At 64.6% G+C, this 24625-nt stretch carries 13 protein-coding genes; 7 read left to right on the top strand and 6 right to left on the bottom strand.

Annotation, left to right across the window (positions count from 1 at the left end; all coding sequences use genetic code 11):
- Nucleotides 1-4 precede the first annotated feature (4 nt).
- Nucleotides 5-778: a transporter gene (locus RI101_11950; protein ID MEC4890761.1), complete on the top strand. Its 774-nt coding sequence runs from the start codon at nt 5-7 to the stop codon at nt 776-778.
- 4 nt (nt 779-782) lie between these two features.
- Here RI101_11950 and RI101_11955 read toward each other — a convergent pair whose 3' ends face one another.
- Nucleotides 783-1664 carry a hypothetical protein gene (locus RI101_11955; GenBank protein MEC4890762.1) on the bottom strand — a complete coding sequence of 294 codons (882 nt, stop codon included), beginning with the start codon at nt 1662-1664 and terminating at the stop codon, nt 783-785.
- Between the two features lie 504 nt (nt 1665-2168).
- Between RI101_11955 and RI101_11960 the strand changes: the two genes are divergently transcribed.
- The 3 genes from RI101_11960 to RI101_11970 are packed head-to-tail and all read left to right on the top strand — an operon-like array spanning nt 2169 to nt 16082.
- Nucleotides 2169-9578, top strand: a complete 7410-nt coding sequence (locus tag RI101_11960) for a hypothetical protein (GenBank protein ID MEC4890763.1) — start codon at nt 2169-2171, stop codon at nt 9576-9578.
- Between the two features lie 3 nt (nt 9579-9581).
- Nucleotides 9582-12863: a hypothetical protein gene (locus RI101_11965; GenBank protein ID MEC4890764.1), complete on the top strand. Its 3282-nt coding sequence runs from the start codon at nt 9582-9584 to the stop codon at nt 12861-12863.
- A gap of 18 nt (nt 12864-12881) precedes the next feature.
- Complete coding sequence (locus RI101_11970; GenBank protein ID MEC4890765.1) at nt 12882-16082, top strand: hypothetical protein; 3201 nt, start codon at nt 12882-12884, stop codon at nt 16080-16082.
- Nucleotides 16083-16286: 204 nt separating this feature from the next.
- Here RI101_11970 and RI101_11975 read toward each other — a convergent pair whose 3' ends face one another.
- Nucleotides 16287-18002, bottom strand: a complete 1716-nt coding sequence (locus RI101_11975) for a multicopper oxidase domain-containing protein (protein ID MEC4890766.1) — start codon at nt 18000-18002, stop codon at nt 16287-16289.
- A gap of 307 nt (nt 18003-18309) precedes the next feature.
- On the opposite strand from RI101_11975, the gene RI101_11980 reads away from it, so the two are divergent.
- Both RI101_11980 and RI101_11985 read left to right on the top strand, forming a co-directional pair.
- The gene (locus RI101_11980) at nt 18310-18600 is read left to right on the top strand and encodes a BrnT family toxin (protein ID MEC4890767.1); all 291 of its coding nucleotides are present in this window, start codon (nt 18310-18312) and stop codon (nt 18598-18600) included.
- Nucleotides 18518-18811 carry a hypothetical protein gene (locus RI101_11985; GenBank protein MEC4890768.1) on the top strand — a complete coding sequence of 98 codons (294 nt, stop codon included), beginning with the start codon at nt 18518-18520 and terminating at the stop codon, nt 18809-18811. The genes RI101_11980 and RI101_11985 overlap by 83 nt, the downstream gene beginning before the upstream one ends.
- 17 nt (nt 18812-18828) lie before the next feature.
- On the opposite strand, the gene RI101_11990 is transcribed toward RI101_11985, so the two are convergent.
- From RI101_11990 to RI101_12000, 3 genes are all read right to left on the bottom strand, one after another.
- On the bottom strand, nt 18829-19743 hold the full coding sequence (locus RI101_11990) for an AEC family transporter (protein MEC4890769.1): 915 nt from the start codon (nt 19741-19743) through the stop codon (nt 18829-18831).
- A gap of 33 nt (nt 19744-19776) precedes the next feature.
- Nucleotides 19777-21963 (bottom strand): hypothetical protein, encoded by a 2187-nt coding sequence (locus tag RI101_11995; protein MEC4890770.1) that lies wholly within the window; start codon nt 21961-21963, stop codon nt 19777-19779.
- An 88-nt stretch (nt 21964-22051) separates the two neighbouring features.
- Entirely contained in the window at nt 22052-22822 is a 771-nt protein-coding gene (locus RI101_12000; protein MEC4890771.1) for a lytic transglycosylase domain-containing protein, read from the bottom strand.
- On the opposite strand from RI101_12000, the gene RI101_12005 reads away from it, so the two are divergent.
- Nucleotides 22821-22958, top strand: coding sequence for a hypothetical protein (locus RI101_12005; protein MEC4890772.1), 138 nt, complete (start codon nt 22821-22823; stop codon nt 22956-22958). The genes RI101_12000 and RI101_12005 overlap by 2 nt on opposite strands.
- A 341-nt stretch (nt 22959-23299) precedes the next feature.
- On the opposite strand, the gene RI101_12010 is transcribed toward RI101_12005, so the two are convergent.
- On the bottom strand, nt 23300-24394 hold the full coding sequence (locus tag RI101_12010) for a serine hydrolase domain-containing protein (GenBank protein ID MEC4890773.1): 1095 nt from the start codon (nt 24392-24394) through the stop codon (nt 23300-23302).
- Nucleotides 24395-24625: the final 231 nt, after the last annotated feature.

A 24625-nucleotide genomic window follows, 5' to 3' on the forward strand; every position in this document is an offset into this window, starting at 1 on the left:
GCTGGTGGGGCGCACAATCAGCGTGATGATCCTGCTCCTGCTCGGGCTGTGGCCTCTGCGGAGCCTGGCCCTGGATCACGATAATCTCGACCCGAACCGGCCGATCGGGATGGAAGACGCCTACGCGATTCCGAAAGGCGAAATCGGGCTGGAAGGCGGCGTGCGTTTCAACGACCGGCGAGAGGGCCGCACCCGCGTCACCTTCCAGCCGCAGATCATCTACGGCGCCTTCGACAACACGCAGATCGAAATTCAGGGGGATCTGATGTCCGATCCCAACAGCCTTGTCGGTTCGGCGAAGTCGGGCGACCTGCATCTGGGGGTGCTCTACAACTTCAATACGGAAACGTTGCCGCTCCCGGCCTTCGCGGCCCGCGTCGAGGTGGATCTGCCCACCGGTCTGAACTCAAAAGGCGTGGACACGCAGGTGACCGGCATCCTCACCCGTTCCTTCGGGCGGCTGCGCGCGCACCTCAACGCGGGCTATACCGTTCTCGGCACGCCGCAGGGGCAGGAGCGGCCGGGGGCCTATCGTGCGGTCGCCGCCGTGAGCTATCCCCTGGGCTATCCCACCAGCTTCCGCGACACGCTGATCGCCAGCGTCTATACCAGACAGTCGGACCTGCGCGGCCAGCAGAATCACACCGGCATCGAAATAGGTCTGCGCCATCAGCTGTCCTCACGCGTGGTCTTGGACGGCGGCCTCGGCACCGAATTCGCCGGGCCCTCTGACCGGGCGGCGCTTCTTGGCACGGTGGGCGTCTCAGTCGGATTTTAACGCGTCACGGCTTCCGCGGCAGCGTCACCTGTTGCAGCGCGGTCATGGGGCCGCGCTGCTGTAGGATGGCCAGCTGCGCCGCATTTTTCACCAGCAGCGTGCCGGCGAACGCCAGCGCATTGATCGAGATCCCCTCGAAATATTCCTGAGACCGGGGCACCAGCAGCAGCCATTGTCTTGTGACGAGCAGGTTGTAGGGAGTTGAGGCCGCCTCATCGGACAGGCCTGTTGCGTGCAGTAGCGATCGATAGCAGGCGAGCAGGGCGGCGGCGCCGTCTTGAATTGAGCGTAGCCAGTCCTGGTGCATCGGCGCAACGGCGTGCAGGAACGGGAAGCCTGGCACAGTGCCAATCGCGCCATCTCCCCGTACGCGGCGCAAGAGCGGCGCGATCGGCAGTTGCGCATCAGGGAAGGCCGACGACGGAATCAGTTGGAGATGTTTGTGGCGCTGGCTGGCTCCGGCGGCGGCGCCCGCGTTGTAAAACCCCAGCCCGTCGATCTCGGCGAGGCACAGCAGCAGGGCCGCGCAATCCTCGCGGGTCAGCAGTGCCGTTTGTGCCTCGAATGCCCGTGTCACCATCAAGAGGTGGTGCTCGACCACATTGAACTTGTTCAGCAGGGCCACGTGAGTCGGGGAGAGGTCCGCGACGAACAAGTCGGGATCGTACGGCAGGAAGGGATCGGCGCCGGTTGGCGCTGCCGCTGCAAACGCCTTCATCGCCAGCGCCGTGACCACATGCACCTGAAATGCCACGCCGCTCTGCTCGATCACTTCCGGCTCCGTGGGGATCGATTGAATCGCTCCGCAGCGCCGGGCATGGGCTGCGCGTTCAAGCCATGCGGCCCAAAGAGTGCCGGGCGTGAGAAACCGGTCGGGATGATCCATACAGGCGGAAAGGGTACGCGAAGTCGACCTGGAGGAAAAGAGGAAAGTAGAGCGCCCGTTTCGTATGGGCCCGGATACGGTCAGTATCGTCCAGGATACGTAGATCCACCAGCTTCTTCCGCCAGACGATGAGATTTGCCTTGCTATGCAGATATCCAAGGTCTCAGGCCGGAGACTTGCAGAGTGTGTGGGAGAGCGCAGCCGTGTCGCTGGCCCGTGATGAGGCGAGCAACGGACAGGAGCTGTGCGGGGATGGGAGCCTGATGCCTCGCCGGAGATGCTGATCACAGCGCTGGGAGCGATTTCCATCAAGATGTGTGTTCTCAGGGCTGTGAGAAGTGCGCCGTGGTCATGCGCGATGAGAAGGCGGTGAACGCCGGTTTCTCTAATGATCGATTGTAGGATAAGTAGTACACCTAAACGTACTATTTCTAATTCCCGATCAACCTGTTATGTGTGGGCGCCAGGATACATCCCGACACACGATGGTAATGCGTCTTTGATATGACCATTCAGCGCCTGGGCTTATTCGATTTGCTGGCGCCCCACTATCTTGTGGGGTTCGATTTCCCCGAGTATATCCACCGGTACCTCTCCATCATTTCCGTCGATGAACTGCGGACGCAGGTCGGACCCCAAGCCATCCTCTACAGCGGAACCTGTTCGCTGGATGGCGCCGGAGCTGGAACCGAAATTGTCCATGAACCGCCGGGCGGCGGGGGCGGCCGGTTTCGCTGGAACGGCTTGCGGATGCGCTTCCGCATGGTCGTCCCGCGCGACGGGGCCGCATTTGTCAACACCGTTGCGCACTCGTCCAGCAACGGCAGTCTGCCTCAAGTGGCCGGCGTGCTGGATGATCTGTTGCCCACGGAACCGACATCCACGGCCGTCTCCGATTATCCGGGCCTGAGATTCCGCCTTGAACTGCTGGTTGATGCCCTGACCTTTTCGCTCGGCGACGAGTGGCTGCCGGGCAGGATCCATCCCACCACGCGGAGGGTCGAGCGGGATACCGACCCTCGCTTTGCGGGCAAGCCGGTGGAAATCCGTTTGCCGAAAGTGCTGCTCAGTTACAGCCAGGGCGACGATGACAATGATTTGAGCCCGCAATTTCGTCTGGAAGCCTGGGGAACGGCGGGATTTGACGGCCCGCACGATTTGGGCGTGGGCGAATTCATCAACATGGAACCGGGGATTGCCCTGCACCGTTCCGGCAGTTTTGCCTTCAGCATCGACGAAGTCGTGCTGGATACCAGCCCGGAATCCACGCCGCCTGAAATACTCGATCACTTTGGCGTCGGCGATGACTGGGAAGGGCTGTACATCAAGCAGCTTCTGCTCTACTACTCGAACGACCAGGGTGTTGGTTTCACGGCCCGGCTGGCCGACGCCCTGTTCTCCTTTCATGGGAAAGTGTCGTTCGAAGCCGAGCTCGATGTCTATCCCGATCTCGCGCTCACGATATTTTCCGTCACGCCCCGGTTTTTCCACGGGCCGACCAGGATCGAGTTCCGCCGCGGCACCGTCAGCGACGCGCTCGACACGCCTCCCGCCGGCGACCCGCCCGGGCTGGTCAATCTGATTCAGGGCGATGTGCTGCAGCTGGATGTCGGAGGAGGCACGCCGGACTACACCATCGAAGTGCTCGATGGCAGCACCGATGTATGGGAGAGTTCGTCGCGCCGCGCCGTGTTCAATAGCCCCGGCACGCATGATGTGTTCATCAAGGTCACCGACAGCCGCGCGGGAACGCCCCGCCGCCATCGCGAATACCTGCGCATCGTGGTCGCCGCCGCCACGACGGCGGCTCCGCCCTCCGGCACCCCGGTCGACCGCCGCTCCGACGACCATCCGTTGCCGGCGCTCCAGTATGCGGTGTCTGCCGGGCAAACCGGCGGGCATGACCTGATCAAGGAACGCGAAGAAGGCACAAGCGCTCATTTCAGAGTGGAGGGCGGGGAGCAATTTACCGTCACCGTTACGCCCCACGGCGGCGGGGCCGTGCTTCGGACCATCACCAACCAGCGCCAGTTCACGCTGGATGTGGCCGAAGGCAGCGATGTCGATATCGAAGTCCAGTATCAAGCCATACCGGCCGGTCCTGTATCGGCGCAGTTCATCCGGTTTCAATTTGACCGGCCGGGCAATACCGAGCTGCCGCGGTACCTCGATCACACGAGCGGCGACAGCGAGTTCGAAAGCACGCTTGGCGCGTTCAACTTCCCGGAGGCGTCCACCGTCCAAAGTATTCAGTTGGACGGCTACGCGAGCAATGATCCCAGCAACGCCGCGCGCGACCAGGCGCTCTCCGGGCGGCGAAACCAGGCCGTGCAGGCGGCACTGGCCGCCCGGTACCCTAGTGCGACGTTCACGGCCAATGCGCACGGACATGGCACCACCGGAGATCCGCTGCCCAACCCGGCGAATACGTCGGATCCGGCCAACCGGACTGTGCGGGTGGCCTTCACTCTGAGCGGCACAGGCGCGCACACACTCACGGCCCGTGCGCAGCGCGACGCCTACACCCCTCCGTCCAGCGGCTCTGGTCCTGAGCCCGCGCCTGTTCCACCGACGCCCGCCGCGCCGCCGCTCCCGGACCGGCTGCCCCCGGCCATCAAGCAACTCGGGGTCCGGATCAAGATCGACCAGGGCGACCTGGCGTTGTTCGAGCTGTACGGCAGCATCGATTTCGAGTCCGATCTGGAACAGAAGCTGCGCACGGGAGGGGCGCCCGCTCCGGAAGAAGGGGATACCTCCTGGACAAGCCACGACGGAATCCTCAATTTCAAATTGATTTATCAGTGGGACCGCGCGGCCGACGAAACCGCCATCGCGCTGCAATTGAGTTCCGACGAGGAAGATCGGGACGGCCTGCTGCATTTCAACAACAACGCGGCCCGCGACGACCGGTTCAAGAACATCGCCGGGGCGCTCATGTTGTTCGCGCCGATCATCAATGCGGCGGCGTCGGCGGCAGCCGACAACAGCCAGGACGCCGGCAACTGGGTGGCGTTGGGCGTGAGCGTGGCGGTGCCGGTCGCGATCGGGGGATTGAACGTCTTCCGCACCCGCCGGGGCATCCTCTACGGCGGCGAAGGCCGCTTCAAATGGATCAAATCCGCCAGCGGCGGTCCGGACCGCTGGGACTTCGCGATCGTCCTCGACTATGGCGTGGAATTCGATATCGTGGTGGAGTCGCTGGGAATCGGCCGCGACCGGCTGCCGGGCGCGCCCACGCCGCTGCCACCGCCGCTGAAAGCCCGGTACAAAGCCATCGGGTTCAATATCGCGCGCGGCCCTGCCGGCGAGGTCGTGTATACCGCGATCTTCGACCAAAGCAAGGGGTACGACCTCGACCTCTCCGATCCCAGCCTGTTCCGTCTGCCGGACCCGCTCGGGAACCTGTTCAGTATCGTGGGAGCCCGTGTGGCGCGGTTCAATCCCGTCACGCTCGAAATCGACTTTGCCATCAAGGTGGACCTTGGCGTCATCACGGTCGACCGGTTCAAGGTCAAAATTCCGCTCGACCCGGTCGGCGTTCCCCAGATTCTGCCCAGCGGAGTCCGGGTCAATATTCCCGGCGTGCTCATCGGGAACGGCTTCGTCAACATTGTCGATGCGGATGTCACGGACTCGAACGGCAACAGCATCCGCTCCAAGGGCATCGAAGGGGGGCTGGATCTCACGCTGGTGTCGTTGAAGCTCCGCATTGCCGGCAACATCGCCGTCGGCACGATCAAAGACAACAGCAGCGGGCGCGAAGCCATCGCGGTGTTTGTCGGCCTGATCGTCGAGTTCCCGACCCCGATCGTCCTGGGCCAGTCGGGGCTGGGTTTGTTCGGCCTTTCCGGCTTGTTCGCCATGCACTACCGGCGTCTGGAGGATCCGCGCAATCCCACCGAGGCCGTCGGGCCCGCGCTCAAATGGCTGATCAAAGCCCAGGGCGAGCCCTACAACCTCTACGCGCCGCCGCCCCCGCGCACGCCGGACAAGCGTCTGTGGGGTCCTGAATTCGACCGCTGGAGTTTCGGGGTCGGCGCGGTCTTGGGCACGCTGGAAGGCGGGATCCTGATCAATTTCCAGGGCATGTTCGTGCTCGAACTGCCCGGCCCGCGCATCCTGATCATGGTGAAAATCAGAATGATCAGCGCGCCGCCCAAAGTAGGGGACAACCCCAACCAGCTGAGCGTCGGCATCATCGGCATCATCGACCTGGATTTCGGCAAAGGAACGGTGACGGTCGGGGTCATGATCAATTTCGAGATCCAGGAATTGCTGAAGCTGGCGATTCCGATCGAAATCTTTTTCAATCTCAGAGAGGGCTCCGACTGGCATTTCTATCTCGGCACGATTTCCCAGCCGGCGTCCGCCGAAATCCTCAACATCGTGCGCGGCAGCGCCTACTTCATGTTGCAGGGCAAGCAGCTGGTCTATGCCGACTACGGCAGCCGGGTGCCGGAGTTTTTGCGGGATAAGATTTTGCCGGGCGTGGCCATCGCGGCGGGGATCGAAGCCTCCATCCTGCTGGGGGATCCCGGTTCGATCTATCTCCGGATCTCCGCCGGGCTTGACGTCGGCGTGGCGTTCTCGCCGTTCATCATCGTCGGCACGATGCGGCTCGAAGGCGAACTGCGTCTCCTGATCATCAGCATCGGCGCGCGCGGAGAGTTCAACGCGCTGATTTCGCAGCGGCCCGACAACTCGTACAAGACCTATCTGCAAGGCGAAATCTGCGGCAGCGTCAGTTTCTTCTTCTTTTCGATTTCCGCCTGTGTGGGCATCGAAATCGGCACGGAAGATTTCGACCTCAAGCCGCCCGCGCTGCTGCGGGGCGTGTTCCTGCAAAGCTACTCGCCGGTCCTGGTGTCGGGGCAGGCGGCGAACCAAAAACCCATCGATGCGAGTTTGGGGAACGCCAAAGAAGTCACCGGGGCCACTCCTCCGGCCGGTGAGCTGCTCAGCGTGCCGATCGACTCGGTCATCGTCCTGCAAATGTCGTTTGCGCCGGAGCTGGCGGCCACCTTCAATACGAATACATTCACCGAAGACGCGCTGGCCGCTCCCGGACGCCCGTCCGGCGGCTGGTATGGTTTGAGCGGCGACATCAGCCTGCAATACACACTCAACAGCCTGACGTTGACGGAAAACGGCGCGGCCTATGCCGGGACGGAGCCGCCGATCACCTGGCGCCTTGACCGGCCCCACCAGCCCAACGGCGCGGATACGGCCATCGATCTAGCTTTGTTCAGCCGGGTGCCCACGGCGGCGGAATATGCCGTGGAGCGGTCCACCGACCTGCGGGAAAATATTACGGTGCGCTGGGGCGACGTCTGCAAGAGAGCGGCCCCCCCGGCGCGTGTGTTGTACACCTTCTGCGGACAGCCCCTGGGCCCGTCGATGCATGGCTGGCAGTTGCGGGGAACGGCCTATCCGGATCCGCCGGACACCGTGCGGGTGGAACCGCCCGACACGCTCATGAGAGTGTATGCGCCGGAGTCCTGCGCCGGGCCTTCGACCCTCGACATCCTGCTGGCAGAAATGGGCTATCCCTATGAGGTGCCCGCCCAGATCATCGGCGACGACAGTCAGAACGATCTCAGCCCGGCCGGGCCGACCTCCGTCGAAAAGAAATGCTACGAGCTGTTTTTGCCCGAGCGCACCTACATGCCCAATCCCTTCAAGGTCGAAGACGCGCTGGTAATCTACAGCGCAGCCACGAAGAAGGATCTGGTCGTCTCGAAGTTGGGCGGATTTATTCCCGAAGAGCAGTTTGTGCGCAACCGCCGCTACCCCCTGCGCACGCAAATGCGGGATGTCGCCGGCTATCGGGGGGTGTCCCTGCGCGAATATATGCGCATCGACGTGCTCGGCCCGTCCGCGCAAGCCGTGACGGTGAAGATCTGGTCCAAGAACCAGCCGAAAACCACGCTGACGGTGTACGCCTACGACAGAGCCGGACGCTTGTTGAACAAGGTTCGCTGGCGGCCGACATCCGGAAAAGAGACCGAGCAAGCGTCGATCCGCATCACGGGCGCCGAGATTCATCATCTGATTCTGACTAACCGGTATTTTACCGGCCTGCTCATCGAAGTGTGTCTGGAGCGGGCGCAGACCAGGCCAGACCGGCCGGCCGGCCACCGCTGCCACCGCGCCCTCGAATTGCCCTATGTCGAACGGCGCCGGGTGGCCCAAGGACAGGGGACCGACCAGGCTCAACTGAATCCCGACCTCGTCGCCAAGTATCTCAGTGAGCGGGAGTCCTGTTCCTACGTGACCTTCGACACCGATGCCTGCGAGGAAGTCCTGTTCTGCGGCGCCGTCTACGGCAAGTTTTACGGGAAGGTCCAGGTGCTGGAAGTCGATGAGAAGGATCAGGTGGTGGCGGCCCACCTCCTGAGCGCCCTGGCGCCCACGGTGCTGGCCAGCCCGAGCCAGCTGCCGGCCCGCTGGCTCGATCCTGCCGGACCCTGGCGGTCCAGCGTGATGCCGGTGAGCCAATTCCTGTTCGGCTCCCGCTTGGCGTCCTACGACAAAATTCTGTTCTCGGTCAAACCCAAGCCCGAGACCCGCAAGATCCGGATCTCAACGGCGCTGGTCACCGATGCGCTGCCGGCCATGTTCGTGGCGCTCGCCGAAACCTTGACGATGGGCGAAGTCCAGCGCCACGCCACGGTGACCGAGAGCATCGAGACCGACAAGGAAACCTTGACGGGCTATCTCAACGACAATACGCCCCGCCCGCTGCTGAAGCCCAATACGGTCTATCGGCTGTCGGCCGGGTACACCGTCGTCGCCACGCACCCGACCAAGGGAGAAGTCTACAATCAGACGCAGACCCAGGATTTCGCGTTCCGCACCGATAGTAAAGTTCCGGCGGAACTGGCCCCCTATGTGCTGGGCACCACGCCGGATATGGATGAACGCTTCCATTTCTTCGCCGACCCCCTCCAGGTGTTGTTCAACGACCCGGCTATCCTCCGCATGGTGGAGGCGTACGGCAAACAACTGCGGGCGATCATCCGGGGCGCAGACGGAGCGCCGGTGGCGCAGAGTCCCGAAGTGATCTCCACGCTCACCGAGACGCCGGCCAGCGTGCTGTCGCCCTACCGCGACACCGTCCTGGCGCTGATCGAGGCGGGTCTCTTCCCCTGCCTGGGCGGCTCGTATACCTTTACCGGCCATGCGGTGTACCAGGCGCCGTTCGAGCTGAAGCCGCTGACGCCCTACGTCTTTGACTTGGAATACACGGTGCCGGAGGCCGTGCCCGCCGGTCAGGCCGTGACCCCGTTGTACCGGCGCACGTTCCAGACGTCCCGCTATGCCGATGTGACCGATTTCGCCGCCAGCCACCGGGTCTATCCCATACGCCACCGGGCCCTGTCGGCCGACATCACGGGCTTGCCGGTTCCTGGCGGAAGCGGCACGCCGGTCGCGGGAGCCACCGACGTCGAAATCCAAAATGCCATTCTGGCGGCGGGCATGCCGCTGGATGACGATACCGAGACCACCGGCTTTACCATCCTGTGGCGCGAGGCAAGCGGACAGTACTATCCCTATGCGGTGCTGATCGATGCGGCCGAGCCCATGTGGCGCGTCCGGCAGGAGCCGTTGAAACGAACAGTCGTGAACGAACACAACGAAGTCCTCGATCCGGCGTTCGTCGTGTACGAACAACAGACCGTCGAGCATCTCAAGCTCCGGCCCGCCAGCGGGCAGACCCGCATCCGTCACTTCGTGCGCTCCACCGGAGGCACCCGCACGCTGGCCTTCCTGCAGCGGAGCCCGGTGCTCACCGGCCGTGAAACGCTCACGATCGAAATCGTGCGCACCGCGAGCGCGTTATTCGGGTTGGCCGAGCAGAGCGCCGTCCTGCTTCAACTGGAACTTTCACCCACTCCCCCGTGGGAGGCCTAAGCCATGTCCACTGTCACGCCGCAATTCAGGCTGTTTGCCGAACCGCTGCCTTGGCCCTTGGGGCCGGAAGGCAAGCCGGTCGAGACCGCCGAGTTTGTCAACGCCGCGCAGGAGGCGCTCAAAAAGTTTCAGACGGGCGAGCCGGTGACGCCCAATTACACGCCGGACTTTTCCGCGCTGCCGGTAGGGCTGCGCTGGACCATGCTGCCCGAGTTCGGATTTCCCCGGCAGCCGTTCCGGCTCTATCGCCGTGTCCGGAAGTACAGCATGGATAAACTGGTCACCTCCCCCCTCGCGGTGTCCGGCGAAGCCAATGTGCCCTTTCCAACCGAGATGTATGTGCTGGAAGTGGGGGTGACGCTCGCCGCCGGCCAGAGCCTGACGCTGGAGCCCCGTGATCGCAATGGACAGGCATTGCCGGGAGCCCGGCAGGTGCTGACAGCCAGCGGCACGGCCAGGTTCCGGTCGCCGTTTATGGCGTCGCTGCGTTGCGCCGGTGCGGGCACGGTCAATTACGTGTTGGGCACGCCCACCGACCGCGTCGTGAATGCGAACGACTGGCAGTTGGTGCAGATCGTCGGACTGCCGTTCCCCCCCGGTGTCACGACCGCGTACAGCAGCGCGCTGCAGGGATTTGCGTCGTCGCCGACCAGGCCGGATCTGGCGGCGTTCCAACGGCTGTTGCTCGGCTATTATCTCAAGCCGCCGGTGCCGGACCTTGGCGCGGCTCCGCTGGCCACGCCGGATTGGCAAGCCCCCCGGCCGGATAAATATGTGCAGTACCTGACCACGGATCCGGGAAGCCTGCTGGTCGATATTCAGAAGTGCCTGGAAATCTCCGACGACAGTTCCTGGAATCCCGCCGACCGGCAACCGGCCTATATCGCCGAGCGCACGGTCTCGGGTATTCATCAAACCGGCGTGGCGCCCTCGACGTCCGGAACCGCGCGGTTCCCCGTCGTGGCGAGCACGCTCTTGCAGGTCAGCAGCGACAGCTTCGGTTCGCTGGCGCTGGGCTACGGCACGTACGATTTCGCCCGGATGGTCGATCAGCCCACCCTGGCCGCCGTTCCTCTGGCGTACGATTATAAAGTTGAAGCGGAGTATGTGCTGCGGCCTGGCCGGCCGATCAAGCTTCCGGAACTCTTCGACAGTGTTTCGGACCGGCATATCTTCGCCGCGCTTTCCGAAGGGTTGCCCGCGCCGGCGGTCCCCGCCGACCTGCGCGAGCGCACCTTGCGGAAGAACCGGCCGGAGAGCCGCGACGGGCAGGCGTCCGAAGCCGTTAAAGTGTCCTGGCAGCAACCGGAGCTGCCGGAAGCCTGGGGCCTGGTCGCGAGCCGGCAAACCGGGCCGGCCGAATGGCTCAATACCGAAAACTTCTTCTCCGAAAAAAGCTACCAGCCCTATCTCACCCGTGCGCCGCAGAACGAGCTGCCGGGCGAAGACACGGGCCGGTTCAATTATGTGGACGCCGAAACGCCGCTGCCGCCGTACGGCACGATTCCCGTGCGGTACTTCGTCGCCGGGATCGATGTGCTCGGGCGCTGGTCGGCGTTCCGGGACGTCGTGCATGCGAGTGAGGCCCTTCCTTCGCAGCGCCCGATCATCAACACGGTGAAGCTGGCCTTGCCGGATCCGAACGTGTTTCCTCCTCCGACGCCGGCTGCGGTGGACTGCCGATTGGAAATCGAATTTTCCTGGGAGTGGAGCGACCGCCGCGCCGCTCAGATCCAGTTCGCCGGACAATTTTACCCCGCTCGCACCACGCCCCCGGCTGCGGCGCCAGCGGGGTTCTCGGTGCATTCGTCCAACGCCGCGCATCCCTTGGTCACCGTCACGTTCGACATGAACGGGAACCCGACCGGCACGGACTTGGGCAGCGTCTACCGTTTGGCCGATGTGCCGCCGGATGGGGCGTCTCTGCCGCCCCTGCCCGGCCTTGTCCAATACCGGCTGGAGATTCCCGTGGTCACGGCAGTCTTCCCCTCCGGTGATCCGCATGCCGTGGGCTATGCCGCCTATGTGCGAGGGCTGGAGCGATTGCGCCAGCCGGTCACGGAGTACTCGCCTTGGTCGCCGCCCGCCACCACGGAACTGCCGGACCCCCGCAAGCCCGCGGTCGTGAACCTTCCGGCTGATGTGCAGTGGACGGCCCTGCCGGACGCGACGAAGAAAGCGCGTGGGCGCCTGAGCTGGCCCTCGGCCGCCAATGCACTCGGGTACATCGTGTGGGAAGCCAGCGAAACGGCGCTGCGGTTTGCGCTCGGCGAGGTGCTTAAGACCAGATTCCCCGGCGATCAAAGCCGGTGGCTCCTGCCCTTGAGCGACTCGCATGTGGCGCGGGCCACGCAGCTGCGGGGGTTGCTCCTGCAGCCGGAGTATGCCCAGCTCTGCGCGAAAGCCTTCACCCGCTACAACCGGGAATTGCTGCCCGCGACATTTGTGGAGCTGGAACTGGCCGGCAGTGCCGAAGGGCTGACGGTGTTCCGCGTTTCGTCCGTCAATCGGTCCAACATCGAATCGGACAAGTCCGCTCCGGTGTTTTTTGCCGTGCCCCGGCTCAATCGCCCGGTCGCGCCCAATCTTTCGCTCAAGGCGAACGGGACTGGCATCGAAGTGCAGGTGTTGGGCAACAGTCCGGCCACCACCGCGGGCTACCGGGTCTACCGGACGCGCAAGCCGCCGCTCTCCCGGGATGTGGGCGCCAAGGGGCTGCCGGCATTCCGGGAAGACAATCCGGCGTGGCAAAACTTCACGGCACAGATGCTCCATGGACCGGCGTTGAACGGCAAGAAGATCCTCGATCCCGTCGCGGCGCGTTCCTGGCGGCCCTTGTATTACCAGGTCACCGCCATCGGCACGGCCGATCCGGCGCGGGGCACCTATGCCGCCGAATCGGCCGGCTCTTCCACCAGGCTGGCCTATTGGGCGCCGGACGTTCCGCCGCTCCTGGCCCTCACCGGCCCGGCAGCCTTGCCGGTCCTGCATCTGCGGACCGATCTGCCGTTCCATGCCGTGGAGCTGGGCAAGGCGCTGATCGACGTGTTTCGAACAGACACCATCCCGGGCACCGGAGTCGTGAAAACACCGGTGGGGCAATGGATCGCCGATGCGCTGCCGCCCGCCTCGCCGCCACCGGCGGCGCCGCGCCTGGAGAATGTGGTGACCACGACCGGCACGGGCATCACCACGTTCGATCTGGTGCTGCCGGCCGGGGTTGTGTCCGGAATCGTGCGCGTCACCGATCCGTTGGGGCGGTCGACATCGATCATGTTTTCCTAAACCGGCGAAGAGCACGTTATGTCTTTTCTATCTGACGCAGCCACAGTCGCCTTTCGAGAAGCCGGCCTGCAGCCGCTGGGCATCGGCATGCCGTTCATCTCCAAAAAATGGTGCAGCCACAGCGCGGCCGACGCAGGCGGACGCATCGCCTTCAACGCCGCGCGCCTCTCGTTGACGCTCTCGGGCAGCGAGACCTGGCTCTGTCCGATTTCGGCCCGGGCCGTCAAAACCAATGCGTCCGATCGCAAACCGACCGTCACGCTGACCAAAGCCGACGGCACAGCCGTGAACGGCGCCGGGTTGCTGTTCGAACTGTTCCCCGGCGCGCTGCAGCGCCTGAGACGGCTGTACGTCCGCCGCCTGGAAGCGGCCAGTCCCGTCAACTACCCGAATAAACCGGCCGACCGGCCCATCAGACCGGTCCCGAAGTATGTCTTCATCGAGTCGGGTGACGTGGCCGAGGCTGTCACCGGCGGATGGCTCCATGCGGGGCAGGACACGGGGATCGCGGGCGAACTCTTCTTCTTCGACGAGCAGGGACATATCATCCATCCCCTGATGGTGGCCTCCTGCTGGACCGTCCTGGCCGGCGCTTATGCCGGCCTCGTGAAAGAGAGCACGCCGGACCAGATCACCGGCATTGCGGGGCTGAGCGCCGCGTCGTTCACCGTGCGGATGGTCAAGCCGGACGGGACGCCGTACGGCGGAGCCTTTGTGAACGGCAAAACCGACGCGACGCCGGCCATCGGGCTCTTCACGGTGTCGGCCTATGCCGGTTCCGATACGGAACTCAAAGGCGAGCTGACCCGCCAGGCCGATACCGGCGCAACCGGGGCCTTTCCGCTGGAACAGGCCCGGCACCTCCACCTGGGATTGGATACGTTCGGGCGGCTCGGCAACCGGTGCGCCCTGCCCGCGCTTCCCGCTTCCACCACGCTGACGCACGACTTTTTCACCGTCAAAGTGCTCGACACCAGCACGTACCTCACGGGAGCGCCGGACCGGTCTACCGCCGGCTACATGGGATCCCGCCTCGAACCGGCTCCGGTGGTGCGGTTGCATGAAGATCTCACGACCCTGGCGGACGGCAATGCCGTGATGCAGCGGCTGCATGGCCTGTTCAACGGAGCGGCGACCGAATCGCTGGCGGCCGCGGCGGAGATCAATCCGAAATTCGTCCTGCCGGCCGGCACGGATCTGTATTGGCCCGCCTTCCCGCCGCTGACCGGCTCCAGCGCGCCGGCCGACGACGCCACGTTCCCATCCGATTTCAAACAGCAAGTGATCGCGGCCAGCCGCGCCGTTGTCATCGACGGAAGCAGTCCCGATGTGCGGCTCACCCTCGCCGGCCTGCCGGTGGATTGCGCCGTGCGGGTCTACCATCGGGTGTTTAGCAGCGGCGCCGTGCTGAGCCGGGGGGATGGAGCCGGAGGGCTGGCCAATAGCGTTGCGGCACCAGCCGCGGGCCGAACCTTCAACGGACAATGTGTCCTGCGCCTGGCGAACCCGCTGGGGCTCGAACCGCCGTTCACCTTCGCCCCGGCGCCCAAATTGATTTTTGACATGGTCGTGGTCGAGCGCTCCGGGAAGAAGCGGATTTTCGGGAACCTCGAATTGCCGTTGAACACGACTCCCGAAGCAGGCCCTGCGGCGGTGGCCGACAATGCGGTGGCGACGGCCGCCAAACAGGGGGTGTGCCGGGCCGGCGTCCTGGGCCTGCGCCGGACGAGCGCGCCGCTGCCGGCGCTCGTCGATCTGAATGCGCTCTTGAACGCCATCGTGCAACTGGGAGGGGAAACCCCTCCGCGCGATGCGCCGCGGCTGCCCACCATGGCGCGCCGCGATCTGCTGGCCGCCGCCAAGCGCGGCGCCAACTGGACGGCGGTGCTGGCCGGAGGCCCGATCGGGCCCGCCATGCATTCGGCCCAGCCAACCCTCGGCGCGCCCGGTTCGCAGGGCGGTCCCGAAACGCAGTATGCCGGCGTCTCCACCCAAAATGCCGTGCTGGCTTACGACATCGCCCGCATGGCTTTCCGGCGCACGACCTCGTTGTATGACCGGATTCAGCAACTGAACAACAGCACCTGGGACGAGCCTGTGCGCAATACGCCGCTCACGCTCGGCGAATCGCCCAACGGCACACGCGGCACGATGGCCGGCGCGGTGTTGCAGACGATCGCGCCTTATTGCGAAACCCCGGAGCTGGCGCTGCTCAAGTCGGTGGTGGAGGCGAACATCGGGTCGATCCCGCGCGATTGGAACGCCCTGGTGGACCTGGTGGTGAGTTGGATCGATGGCCTCAACCTGGCCGGGCTGCCCAGTCCGCTGGATACGGCCGGCGCCCGGTTGAACACCGAGCTCAGGAACCGGCTCAACGCGCTCAAGGACAACGATCCCGGACGCGAATCGCAGCGGGAACGCCTGTACGGCGAACTCCTGCGTGAGCTGAGCGCGGCCTGTTTCGGCCGCCGCGATGCGCAGTGGGCGCTGGAACAGGCCATCAAAAACGCACGCCGGTTCATCTATCTCGAAACGCCGGGGCTCTCCTTTACCGAAGCCGGCACGGCGCAGCCCTATTCGCGCAATTTGAAGAGCCTGTTGGCGGCGCAGATCTCGACCCATCCGGGCCTCAAGGTGGTGATCTGTGTGCCGAAGGCGCCGGACTACGGGAAGGGCTACGAGCAATACCGGGCCAAAGAGGTGAAAGACCGGTTCGACCTGGTGCTGGACCTGCCGTCGGCGAACGTGGTGTCGTTCCACCCGGTCGGGTTCCCGGGGCGGCCCAGCCGCCTGGAATCGCAGGTGGTCATCGTGGACGACGAGTGGGCGATGGTCGGATCCTCCAGCTTCCGCCGGCGCGGGCTCGCGTTCGACGGCAGCAGCGACCTGGTGTGGACCGATCTTGAGCGCAGCGACGGAGTGGCCCCTTCCATTGCCGCGTTCCGCAGGACGCTGATGGCGGCGCGCCTGGGCATTACCGGCGACGGGTTCGACAGCCGCCGGTTGATGCTGGAGGATGTGGCCGACGTGTTCCACCTCATCCGCGAAACCCTGCGCGACGGCGGCCTGGGGCGCATCGAGCCCTTGTGGAATGGGCGGACGGACGGCGTCACCTATTCCGAACCCACCCTCGACAGCAACTTGGTGAACCCGGACGGGGTCGAATTCCAAACGCTGAACGCGCTGGTATTGGCCGCGCTGGGCAGCGTGCCGCTGTGAGCAGGGCCTTCATGCCGTGAGAGCCGCACCGGTTGAGGTATGGCTAGCTCCGCAGGGTGATTCCAGCGGCAGCTCCTGTCTATGCCGAACCGTTTCGCGCCGCCAGATCCGACGCACAGACCGCTTTGTTGACACTCTGTGGGCAGCCCGAGAATCCGCCGCCCCTCGGGGCGGCGGATTCTCGGGCTGACAAGGCGGGACTGATTACGGCTCCACGACGAATGGCCGCATCATTTCGTGGTCCTCATGTTCCAGGATATGGCAGTGCCACACATAGCGGCCCGGTTTATCGAACTTGGCGATGATCCGCGTCACTTCTCCGGGGTAGGCCCGCACGGTGTCTTTCCATCCTCTTTCATTCGCTTCCGGGCCGGCCGGTTGCCCGATCACTGCCAGCGTCTCCGGCCGTCCCGGCACGAACTGATGCGCCTGAAATCGCTGGCGGCTGAGAATCTGAAACTGCACCAGGTGAAGATGGACGGGATGGGCGTCTTCCGTGGCGTTGATGATCGTCCAGATTTCCGTCGAGTTGAGCTCGGGCCGTTCCGTGACCGGATCGTCCCACATCAAGGGCCCGTTGGCCGCCGTGCCCAGTTGCGGCCGCAGCCGTCCCAGCGGATCCGTCTCCTCGACCAAGACCAAGGCCCGCGCCGGTGCGGACGCCGTCAATGGCATGATCGGGCGCCAGGGGCGCAGGACATCGGGCAGCGCGCTCGTGTCGGGACCGGCCAGCGGTTTTGTGACGCGAAATTGCATGATCTGGCCGACCGTCAATGGGTCGGGCGTCTCGCCTTTGGGGAATGGGGAGCGGGCGGTGTTGCGCAGCGTGATTGTCTGGCCGGTGCGGCCGGAAAAATCGAGGATCACGTCGGCGCGCTCGCCGGGGCCGACGACCAGGTGCGAGACGGTCACCGGTTCGTTCAATAGCCCGCCGTCCGTGCCGATCTGGTGAAACGGCTGCTCCGAGGACAAGCCCAAATCGTAGAAGCGTGAATTGGATCCGTTCACGATCCGGAACCGGTATTTCCTGGGTTCCACCTGAAGGTAGGGCCACACCTTGCCATTGACCAGAATCGTGTCGCCGAAGAATTCCGGCACGATGGACGGCGCGGGCTCCAGCGGTTCCGGCGGTTCGGCCCCCGTGGCGTAATCCAGCGTGCCATCGGCATGAAACCGCCGGTCCTGGATCAGCAGCGGAATTTCATACGGCCCTTTCGGGAGATTGAGGCGGTCCTCCTGATCGTCGCGAATAACGTAGAGCCCGGCCAGCCCGGCGTAGACGTTCAAGCGGGTAATTCCGAGCGCATGATCGTGATACCAGAGTGTCGCCGCCTCTTGATCGTTCGGGTACAGAAATGGGGCGGGGAGGAAGGCCGGTCCGTTTTGCGCGAATCCAGGCGTGAACCAGGCTTCCGGATCGCCGTCGCTGTCAGGGCCGACGTGTCCGCCGTGCAGGTGGACGACCGTGCGCACGAGCGGCGAGCAGGCCGACGTGCCGGGTCCGCAGTGCAGTGTGGTATCGACCGGCAGTAGGTGTTTGGAGGGCAGGGCGCTGGTATAGAGGATTTTGACCGGCTTGCCCGGCGCGGCCGTATTGTGGGGCAGCGTGGAACGGGCCTCGATCGTGGGGCCCGGGTACTGTCCGTTGTAGCCCCACAGGGGGGTTGGCGGGAGATCGCGGTGCAGCGAGTGGCGAAACTGCGTCATGGAGATCGTGTAGTAGTCGGTGCCGGGGTACAGCGTCGTGTCGGGCGTCAGCACGGATGGAATCGGCAGAGGATCGACGAACTTCGCGAGCTTCGCCGCGTTGAGCCGGGGTTTCGCGGATGCGGCGAACAGCCGTGGCGCGGCGCCGCCGTCGAGCGCCAGTCCGGCGCCGATGACGGCCGCAGAGGTGAGGAGTTTTCGCCGGGTCAGCATGGATAGACCTCCTGGTTGCAGGCATAAATAAAAAGCCCAAGACACCGTCAGGCGCCTTGGGCTCTGGAACGACAGTTCTCTGGCCTCTGAATGTTTACGCGGAGAGGATCCTCGCAATGATCCTGATAATTATTATCAATAGCACTCTGGGCTGATATCGGTCAAGTAGGGGGCTGCACTCCGCCGCATCGGAGTCAGGACTAGAGGAGGAGGCCCGGGAATGGCCGGCTTGTGCCTCGATCCCCAGGCCTGTCTCAACCTGCGAGGCCGATTGTAACGACCACGGAATTCCTGTATCTACAGACGCGTGTTTACCTGGGATCTTTCGCAGGCCAAAGCCAACGTCGAGAAGCACGGCGTCCCGTTCGAGGAGGCGGCCACTGCCTTTTGCGATGCCAACGGGCTCGACTGGGACGAGCTGTCGGAGGAGTCCCGTGAACGCCGGTTCAAGCGGCTGGGCCTCACGGCCAACAAATGGCTCGTGCTCGTCTTGTATACGATCAGGAGAACAGAACATGATCAGGAAACGGTTCGGATCATCAGCGCGCGGCACGCGAGCGAGCGGGAAGGCCGAGCCTACCTCCGCTTCGCGCCCTGATTTCTCGGATATTCCGGAATCCACCGAAGAGGAGTTCCGGCGCTCGCGCCAGGTGGGGCGGCCGTCCGGGAAGATGGCGCAGCAGCTCATCGCCCTGCGGCTCTCGCCCTGGCTGGTCAATCAGCTGCGGAAAATGGCGGCCCGCCAGCGCAAGCCCTATCAGACCCTCATCCACGAAATCTTGGAGCGTTCGGTGTCCCGCGTCTCGTAAGCCGCCGGGGCGTGAATCTATGGCAGGAGCGCGGCGGCCAGGTAGGGGAGCCAGGGCAGCAGCGCCACGCCGAGACAGATCGAGAGCGCCACGATCGAGGCGACCAAATCTTCATCCAGCCCGGTTTCTCCCGCAAAGATGACTGCCATCACCGCCGAGGGCATTCCGGCGATCAGGATCACCACCGCCCGTTCCAGGCCCGTGAGATCCAGCAGCCACGTGGCGGCGAACCCCAGCAGCAGCCCGCCGGCCATGCGCATGGCCACGCCCAGGCAGGCCAGCGGCCAGGTCCGCCGCACCGCCTCCAGGCTGATCGAGAGGCCGAGGACAAGGCTCGCCAGCGGGGTGGTCGCGAGATGCACCGGCGTCAACAGCTCATGGAGCCAGGAGGGCAGATGGAGTCCGGCGGCCTTCAGGGCCAGGCTGACCGCCAAGGCCCAAAGCGGGGGCGAGGAGAGCAGGCGCGTCAGCGAGGCGCGCGCCGACGGGGCGGCGGTGCCATGCCAGAGAGCCATCGTATAGAGCGCCGTGAGGGTGAAGGTGGTTTGGCCGAGGTCGAAGAGAATCGCCTGCGCGAGGCCGTCCTGTCCGAACGTGGCCAGCGTCACGGGATAGGCGAAGTAGATGGAATTGATGCAGCCGATGGCGAGCAGGAATCCGCCTTGTGCCGGGCGGGCGAGCTGCAGCCGGCGGGCGAGGGGCCAGGAGGCGAGCACCAGCGGGAGCGTCACGAGGCAGGCGGCCAGCGGCAGCTTCCAGGCCGTCGCCGCGAAGGCCACGCGATCCAGCGAGACGAGAATCGTGGCCGGCAGCGTGACGGAAAAGACGAAGCTGCCCAGCCGCTCCGCGTGCGGCTTGCCGAGCAGGCCGCACAGGCGCAGCGCCGCCCCGGCGACGAAGAGCATCAGGAAGGCGTGCAGGGCGATGGGCATGGAGGGGAGCGTAGCAGAAAGGGGTGGTGGAGCCTATCGCGGCGCGGCCCGCTCCGTATGATCGAGCGGCGTGAGATGTTTCATATAATAGAAACAGGAGATCACGTAGGCCATCGTGGCGAGATAACAGGCCGAGATGGTCATGCCGGCCCAGCCGCCGACTTCCAATAGCTCGCCGAGGCTCCAGCCGGATTCCGCCGAGGGCTCCGCTCCACCGAGAAGATGATGGCCGGTGCAGGCCAGCCCCGCCGAGAGGGCGAAGGTGAACAGCCCGCCGCCGACGCGCCACCAGACCGTTCGCCAGAATCCGCCTTCGGTCTTGAGGGACAAGCGTTGGCCCGCCTCCTGCGCCGAGGCCCTATCGTACGTGGCGTGATCGCGCTGTACGACACGTGTGGAGAGGCGGAACGTTTTCCAGTTCTGTTCGACGCGATAGTCTCGCCGCTCGTTCAGCCAGATCAGAATGCGGCGCCAGGCCACCATGCCGCGCACGAGGTTCGCGAGGAGGCCGGCCTTCGGACGCCAACGTTCGTGCCACGTCGAGGCGGCGGCCTGTGTATTGCGTTCTCCCGACGGCCTCAATTCCTTGGCATAGCCCTGGCGAAGATTGGGGACCACCCAGAGGAGCAGGGCTCCGGCGATGGCGGCGGCGTAGCTCATGGAAAAGTCTTTGGTGGCCAGGCTGATCCAGCCATAACTCAGGAGCCCGCCGGTGAGCACTGCGGCGATGAGGGGAACGCGAAAATAGGCCCATACCAGGGCTGTTTTGTAGGCCCCCGGTTGTTGAATGAAGTCGGGATCGACAAACGTGCCTTTGGGGCCGTCATCAATGACTTCCTTCACCAGGTTGTTGAAGAGGTCGTGGTCTTTCCAATATTGGACATGCGCGGCCCCGGGCACGGGATAGCGCCGGAACACGACATCGCGAAAGGCCACCTGGTTCCGTTCGTAGCGGAAGACCTTGCGGTAGTTGGCGGTGGCGGACGCGACATCGAGGTGATGGCCGACCGGGTCCTGCTCGTCGCACAGGTTGTAGTGCAGGATCTGCCGGTCCTGTGCCGCCAGCGCCGCGTCGTCCAGCCAGCCCTCGGCCCACTCCGGCTCGACGCCGTGGCGGTGCGGAAGCCCCATATGGCGGTAGTTGTGGTGCCAGAGCACATGATACTTGTCGATCGGGGAGCCCAGCGAGATAAAGTGTTTGACATGGTTGCGCCAGAGCAGCGGCGGATTCTCGGGCGGGCTGGCGGGAAGGTCGGGGAACCGCGCCGTCAGCGCGTGCCAGTCCTGCGCTCCATCGGGAAGGCCCTGTCGCCGTGGCGCCTCGCGAATGTCGCGGATCAAGCTCTGCCAGGAAGTTTCTTCATCGCGTTCTTCACACGAACAGCGCTCCGTATAGCCGGGGAAGGGGATGGAGCTGGCCGGATGGCGCTCGCCGCCGCTGCGGATTTCGGCTTTCGCAAACGCATAGACCAGCGCATCGAAGCTCATCACGGTTCCCAGGCTGTGCGCCAGAATTGTGAAGACCGGCGGGACATAGGGTTCATCCGCCGTTGTGCGTTCGAAGCGGCACCACTGCGCATAGTCGCGCAGAAAGATTTCGTCCAGCACCCAATGAAAACGCCGGACGGCCTGGCCTCTCGTGCGGGCGTAGTCGCCGTAGAGATGGATATCGCCGATCACACGATTGAAAACGAGATCTTCCAGCTCCGGGGAGACCCGTTTCATGAGCGTCTTGGCCGGCACGACGGAGGCATCGACTTCCCGCAGCAGCGGCATGGCCCAGTTCGGCATCCAGCCCGCCGGCGTAAAGGGTTCCGACAGGCGTTGGACGCGCGCGCTGGCCCACTGCTCCGGCGGCGAGCTGAAGGCGGCCGCATGGTCCTGGAGAATATCCGCCCAGCGCAGATCGACGAAGCGGAAGTTGCGGCCGGCCGTGCGGGCCGCGCGCGTGCCGTCGAACCGGCCGGTGTCGCCCTGCGGATCGACGGGAATCCCGCGGAATTCCGACCAGCCGTGCCCGCCGCCGGGGCGGCGAATGGATTGCGAGGAGAGATCGGCTGGCATCAGCCCGGCCAAGGGCACGGGCCCGCCGGTATGGGACCGGGCTTCGGCGAAGCGGTGCACCACCTCCACCGTCGTCTCGTTGTGGCGCTGCTCGCCGATGCCATGCACGACGATGATGTAGTGGCGGGGGAACGATTGTGCGGCCGAGGTGCCCATTGCGCAGATTTCCTTAGGGTTGAAACAAGCGAAAATTGTGACGCGATCTTAGTGAGAGGGGCGGGCCGAGTCAAGGCGCGCCGCGGGATCATCGCCGCTGCCGGAACGTCTTCGGCCCTCCTGCCGCCAGCGTGGCAAACTGGCTTTTGAGCAGCGCGATTCTGGTCAGGTAGGTCTGCACGTCGTGGTCGCCGCAGCGCTGATGGGGCGTGAGCCGCAACCCGCGCCTGGCGTAGTCCTGGCCCGCGCCCGCGCCGCAGAGGTGAATGAGCGCCGCCAGATCCTGTTTCTGCCGCAGCGTCGCCGTGCCGCTCTGCCGGTGCCCGAGCGCGCGGGCGACCGCGCGATCCAGCTGCGCCGCCGTCAGCTCGATGGCATGGCTCGGAACCACCCGCGAGTAGAAGCGGTTGAACCAGCAGGCGTTCAGGTCGTGCCAGGGGCCGTCTTCCACCACCGCATGGTCATGGATGCAGTAGCGCCGGGCCTGTTCAAAGGTCCCGTCGGTGATCTGGTACATGCCCACCGCGCTCGACGCCGGCTGATACCACTCAAAGGGATTCCATGAGAGGTGCCAGCGCCAGTAGGTGCGCGCCACCGGATTGCCCGCGCCCTCCGTCTGCGCCAGCGCCGCCAGCAGCTCCGGCGTGATGACGGCGGTCGCATGCTCGCGGAAGAGCGGGCCGTATTCCTTCCAGGTATCCGCCGGAGTTTTGTTCAACGCGTGGTCCAGGGGAAAGAGGACTTCCGTCGGCTTGTTGAACGCGTGATAGGCCCAGTTCGCGCCCAGCCAGAGCAGCAGCAGGCCTGAGACGATGAGGATGGCGCGCAGCGTCGGCGGTGAGCGGAGCACCGCCTTCATGACGCGGCGCACATTCTTCCAGCGTCTGAGCAGAAACCGCCAAGTGGCGGTGAAGGGTCTCCGCCGTCCGCGCCGCCTGCGGCGGCGCGGAGAGGGGCGGGTGCGGCGATTGGGACGGGAGGACATGGGGGAATAATATAACCGATTGCGAGGGGGAGGAGATGCTTATGCGGGTCCTGTCACGGCGAACAGCCTCACCGTGCTCACTCCACCCATCCCCCAGTGGGTCCCTTCCGTTGCAGGCGCTCGGTGAAAGCCGCGTCTTGGCGCGGCAGGGGTGGGCGGGTGAGAAAGGCGCCAGTTCGCCGTGCCACCCGCATACATAGATGAGTGATTTCGCAATCGGGAGGAGAGGGAGCAGGCGAGCGAGTGCTGTGGGTGGTGCTCATTCCACGTGCGCAGTGGGGGACTCCACCAGTCCACCCCTGAGGGGAAGGAGAGGGTAAGTGTGGAGAGGGGAGTTATATAAGGATGGGGCTAGGGACAGGCCAGCCACTGTTCGACGTTGGGCCGGACGGCTCGTTCGATGGCGATGCCGTTGGGAAAGGTTCCGAGCGCGCCCTGGCGGGCGACGATGCCGAAATAGCCGTTGCTGCGATCCCAGAACGGATAGGCTCCGTAGGCGCCGGGGCTGGAGACTCTGGTGCCGGCCGTGCAGTTAAACGTGGCGCTCTGACATTCCTGCCAGAGGCCGAATCCATAGTGCCAGTCTTCGCCCAGCCCGACCAGGGCCGGTGAATAGGTCATCGTGGCGGCGGCGGTGTGATCCGCCAGCAGCTGCCCCATCGATGTACTGTTCAGCAGCGCACCGTTTTTCAGCGCCTTCAGAAAAGCCATATAGTCCTCGCCGGTCCAGTGCATGCCGCCGGCCAGGCGGGGATTGGTGGCAGAGGGCAGGTCATAGGTCGAGTTGGGGAAGAGGCCAGTTTGCGTTGTGAATTCCGTGAAGACATCCTGCCAGGTCGCGACGCCTCGCGCCTTGATGGCCATGAGTCCTGCCACTTGCAGATGGGTGCTGGCGTAATAGAACTGTTGTCCGGGTGTCAGGCCGTTTGCGATGTTGGTGTTGGCGATGTTGATCACGCAGGTCTCAAAATTCGATCCTCCGAAGTTCTGGCAAGGCGGCTCGGTCGTCAGGCCGGAGGTGAAGCTCAATAATTGCGCCAGTGTCATGCCGTAGAGACTGTTGCCGCTGCCGATAGGCCAGGCGGGGATACGATCCTGCGGCCGGTCCGACAGATTCAAATACCCCTGCTCCACCAGCCGCAGAATGATGACTGCTGAGACCAATTTCGATGTTGAGGCCGATTCATAGGAGGTGAGCAGCGTGGAGCCGCCCCGGTTGTAGCTGTAGCGGCGGCCATCCTGCCGTTCCACCGAAAAGGAGAAGTCCACGTCCGACGTGGTCTGGGCCAGCGTGCTATCCATCGCCCCTTCAAGCTGCGCGACCGAACAGGAGGGCCCGGTGACTGGGCCTGGTGCGGGAGGGGCCTCCGATCCGCTGCTGCCGCAGCCGGCCAGGAGACTGATGGCAAACGAGAGGCAGATGGTCAGGATCGTAGAGTGTTGCATGGGGACAATAACGCGGAACCCGAAGAACGGTTGACCTGCTATAAAGCCAAGCCTGGCGCGCTGTTCCTGAGAGGAAGGGAGGCGGCAGGAAACGGATTGTAGCAGGCGCACGAACGGGAATAACAGCCTGTGAGCCGGAGATGGGGATGGCGCAGCCAGCCGGTCCTTCTTGCTCGCTGAGGCCGCACGATGGGCATGTGCTCCCTCAATGCGCGCACGTGAAGGCCCAAT

This window comes from Nitrospira sp. (assembly GCA_035968315.1).
GTDB lineage: Bacteria > Nitrospirota > Nitrospiria > Nitrospirales > Nitrospiraceae > Nitrospira_D.

Bases quoted from the DNA above. Each gene is read 5' to 3' on its own strand.
- RI101_11955 (MEC4890762.1), bottom strand. From the start codon at position 1,664: ATGGATCATCCCGACCGGTTTCTCACGCCCGGCACTCTTTGGGCCGCA.
- RI101_11960 (MEC4890763.1), top strand. From the start codon at position 2,169: ATGACCATTCAGCGCCTGGGCTTATTCGATTTGCTGGCGCCCCACTAT.
- RI101_11965 (MEC4890764.1), top strand. From the start codon at position 9,582: ATGTCCACTGTCACGCCGCAATTCAGGCTGTTTGCCGAACCGCTGCCT.
- RI101_11970 (MEC4890765.1), top strand. From the start codon at position 12,882: ATGTCTTTTCTATCTGACGCAGCCACAGTCGCCTTTCGAGAAGCCGGC.
- RI101_11975 (MEC4890766.1), bottom strand. From the start codon at position 18,002: ATGCTGACCCGGCGAAAACTCCTCACCTCTGCGGCCGTCATCGGCGCC.
- RI101_11985 (MEC4890768.1), top strand. From the start codon at position 18,518: ATGATCAGGAAACGGTTCGGATCATCAGCGCGCGGCACGCGAGCGAGC.
- RI101_11990 (MEC4890769.1), bottom strand. From the start codon at position 19,743: ATGCCCATCGCCCTGCACGCCTTCCTGATGCTCTTCGTCGCCGGGGCG.
- RI101_11995 (MEC4890770.1), bottom strand. From the start codon at position 21,963: ATGGGCACCTCGGCCGCACAATCGTTCCCCCGCCACTACATCATCGTC.
- RI101_12005 (MEC4890772.1), top strand. From the start codon at position 22,821: ATGACGCGGCGCACATTCTTCCAGCGTCTGAGCAGAAACCGCCAAGTG.
- RI101_12000 (MEC4890771.1), bottom strand. From the start codon at position 22,822: ATGAAGGCGGTGCTCCGCTCACCGCCGACGCTGCGCGCCATCCTCATC.
- RI101_12010 (MEC4890773.1), bottom strand. From the start codon at position 24,394: ATGCAACACTCTACGATCCTGACCATCTGCCTCTCGTTTGCCATCAGT.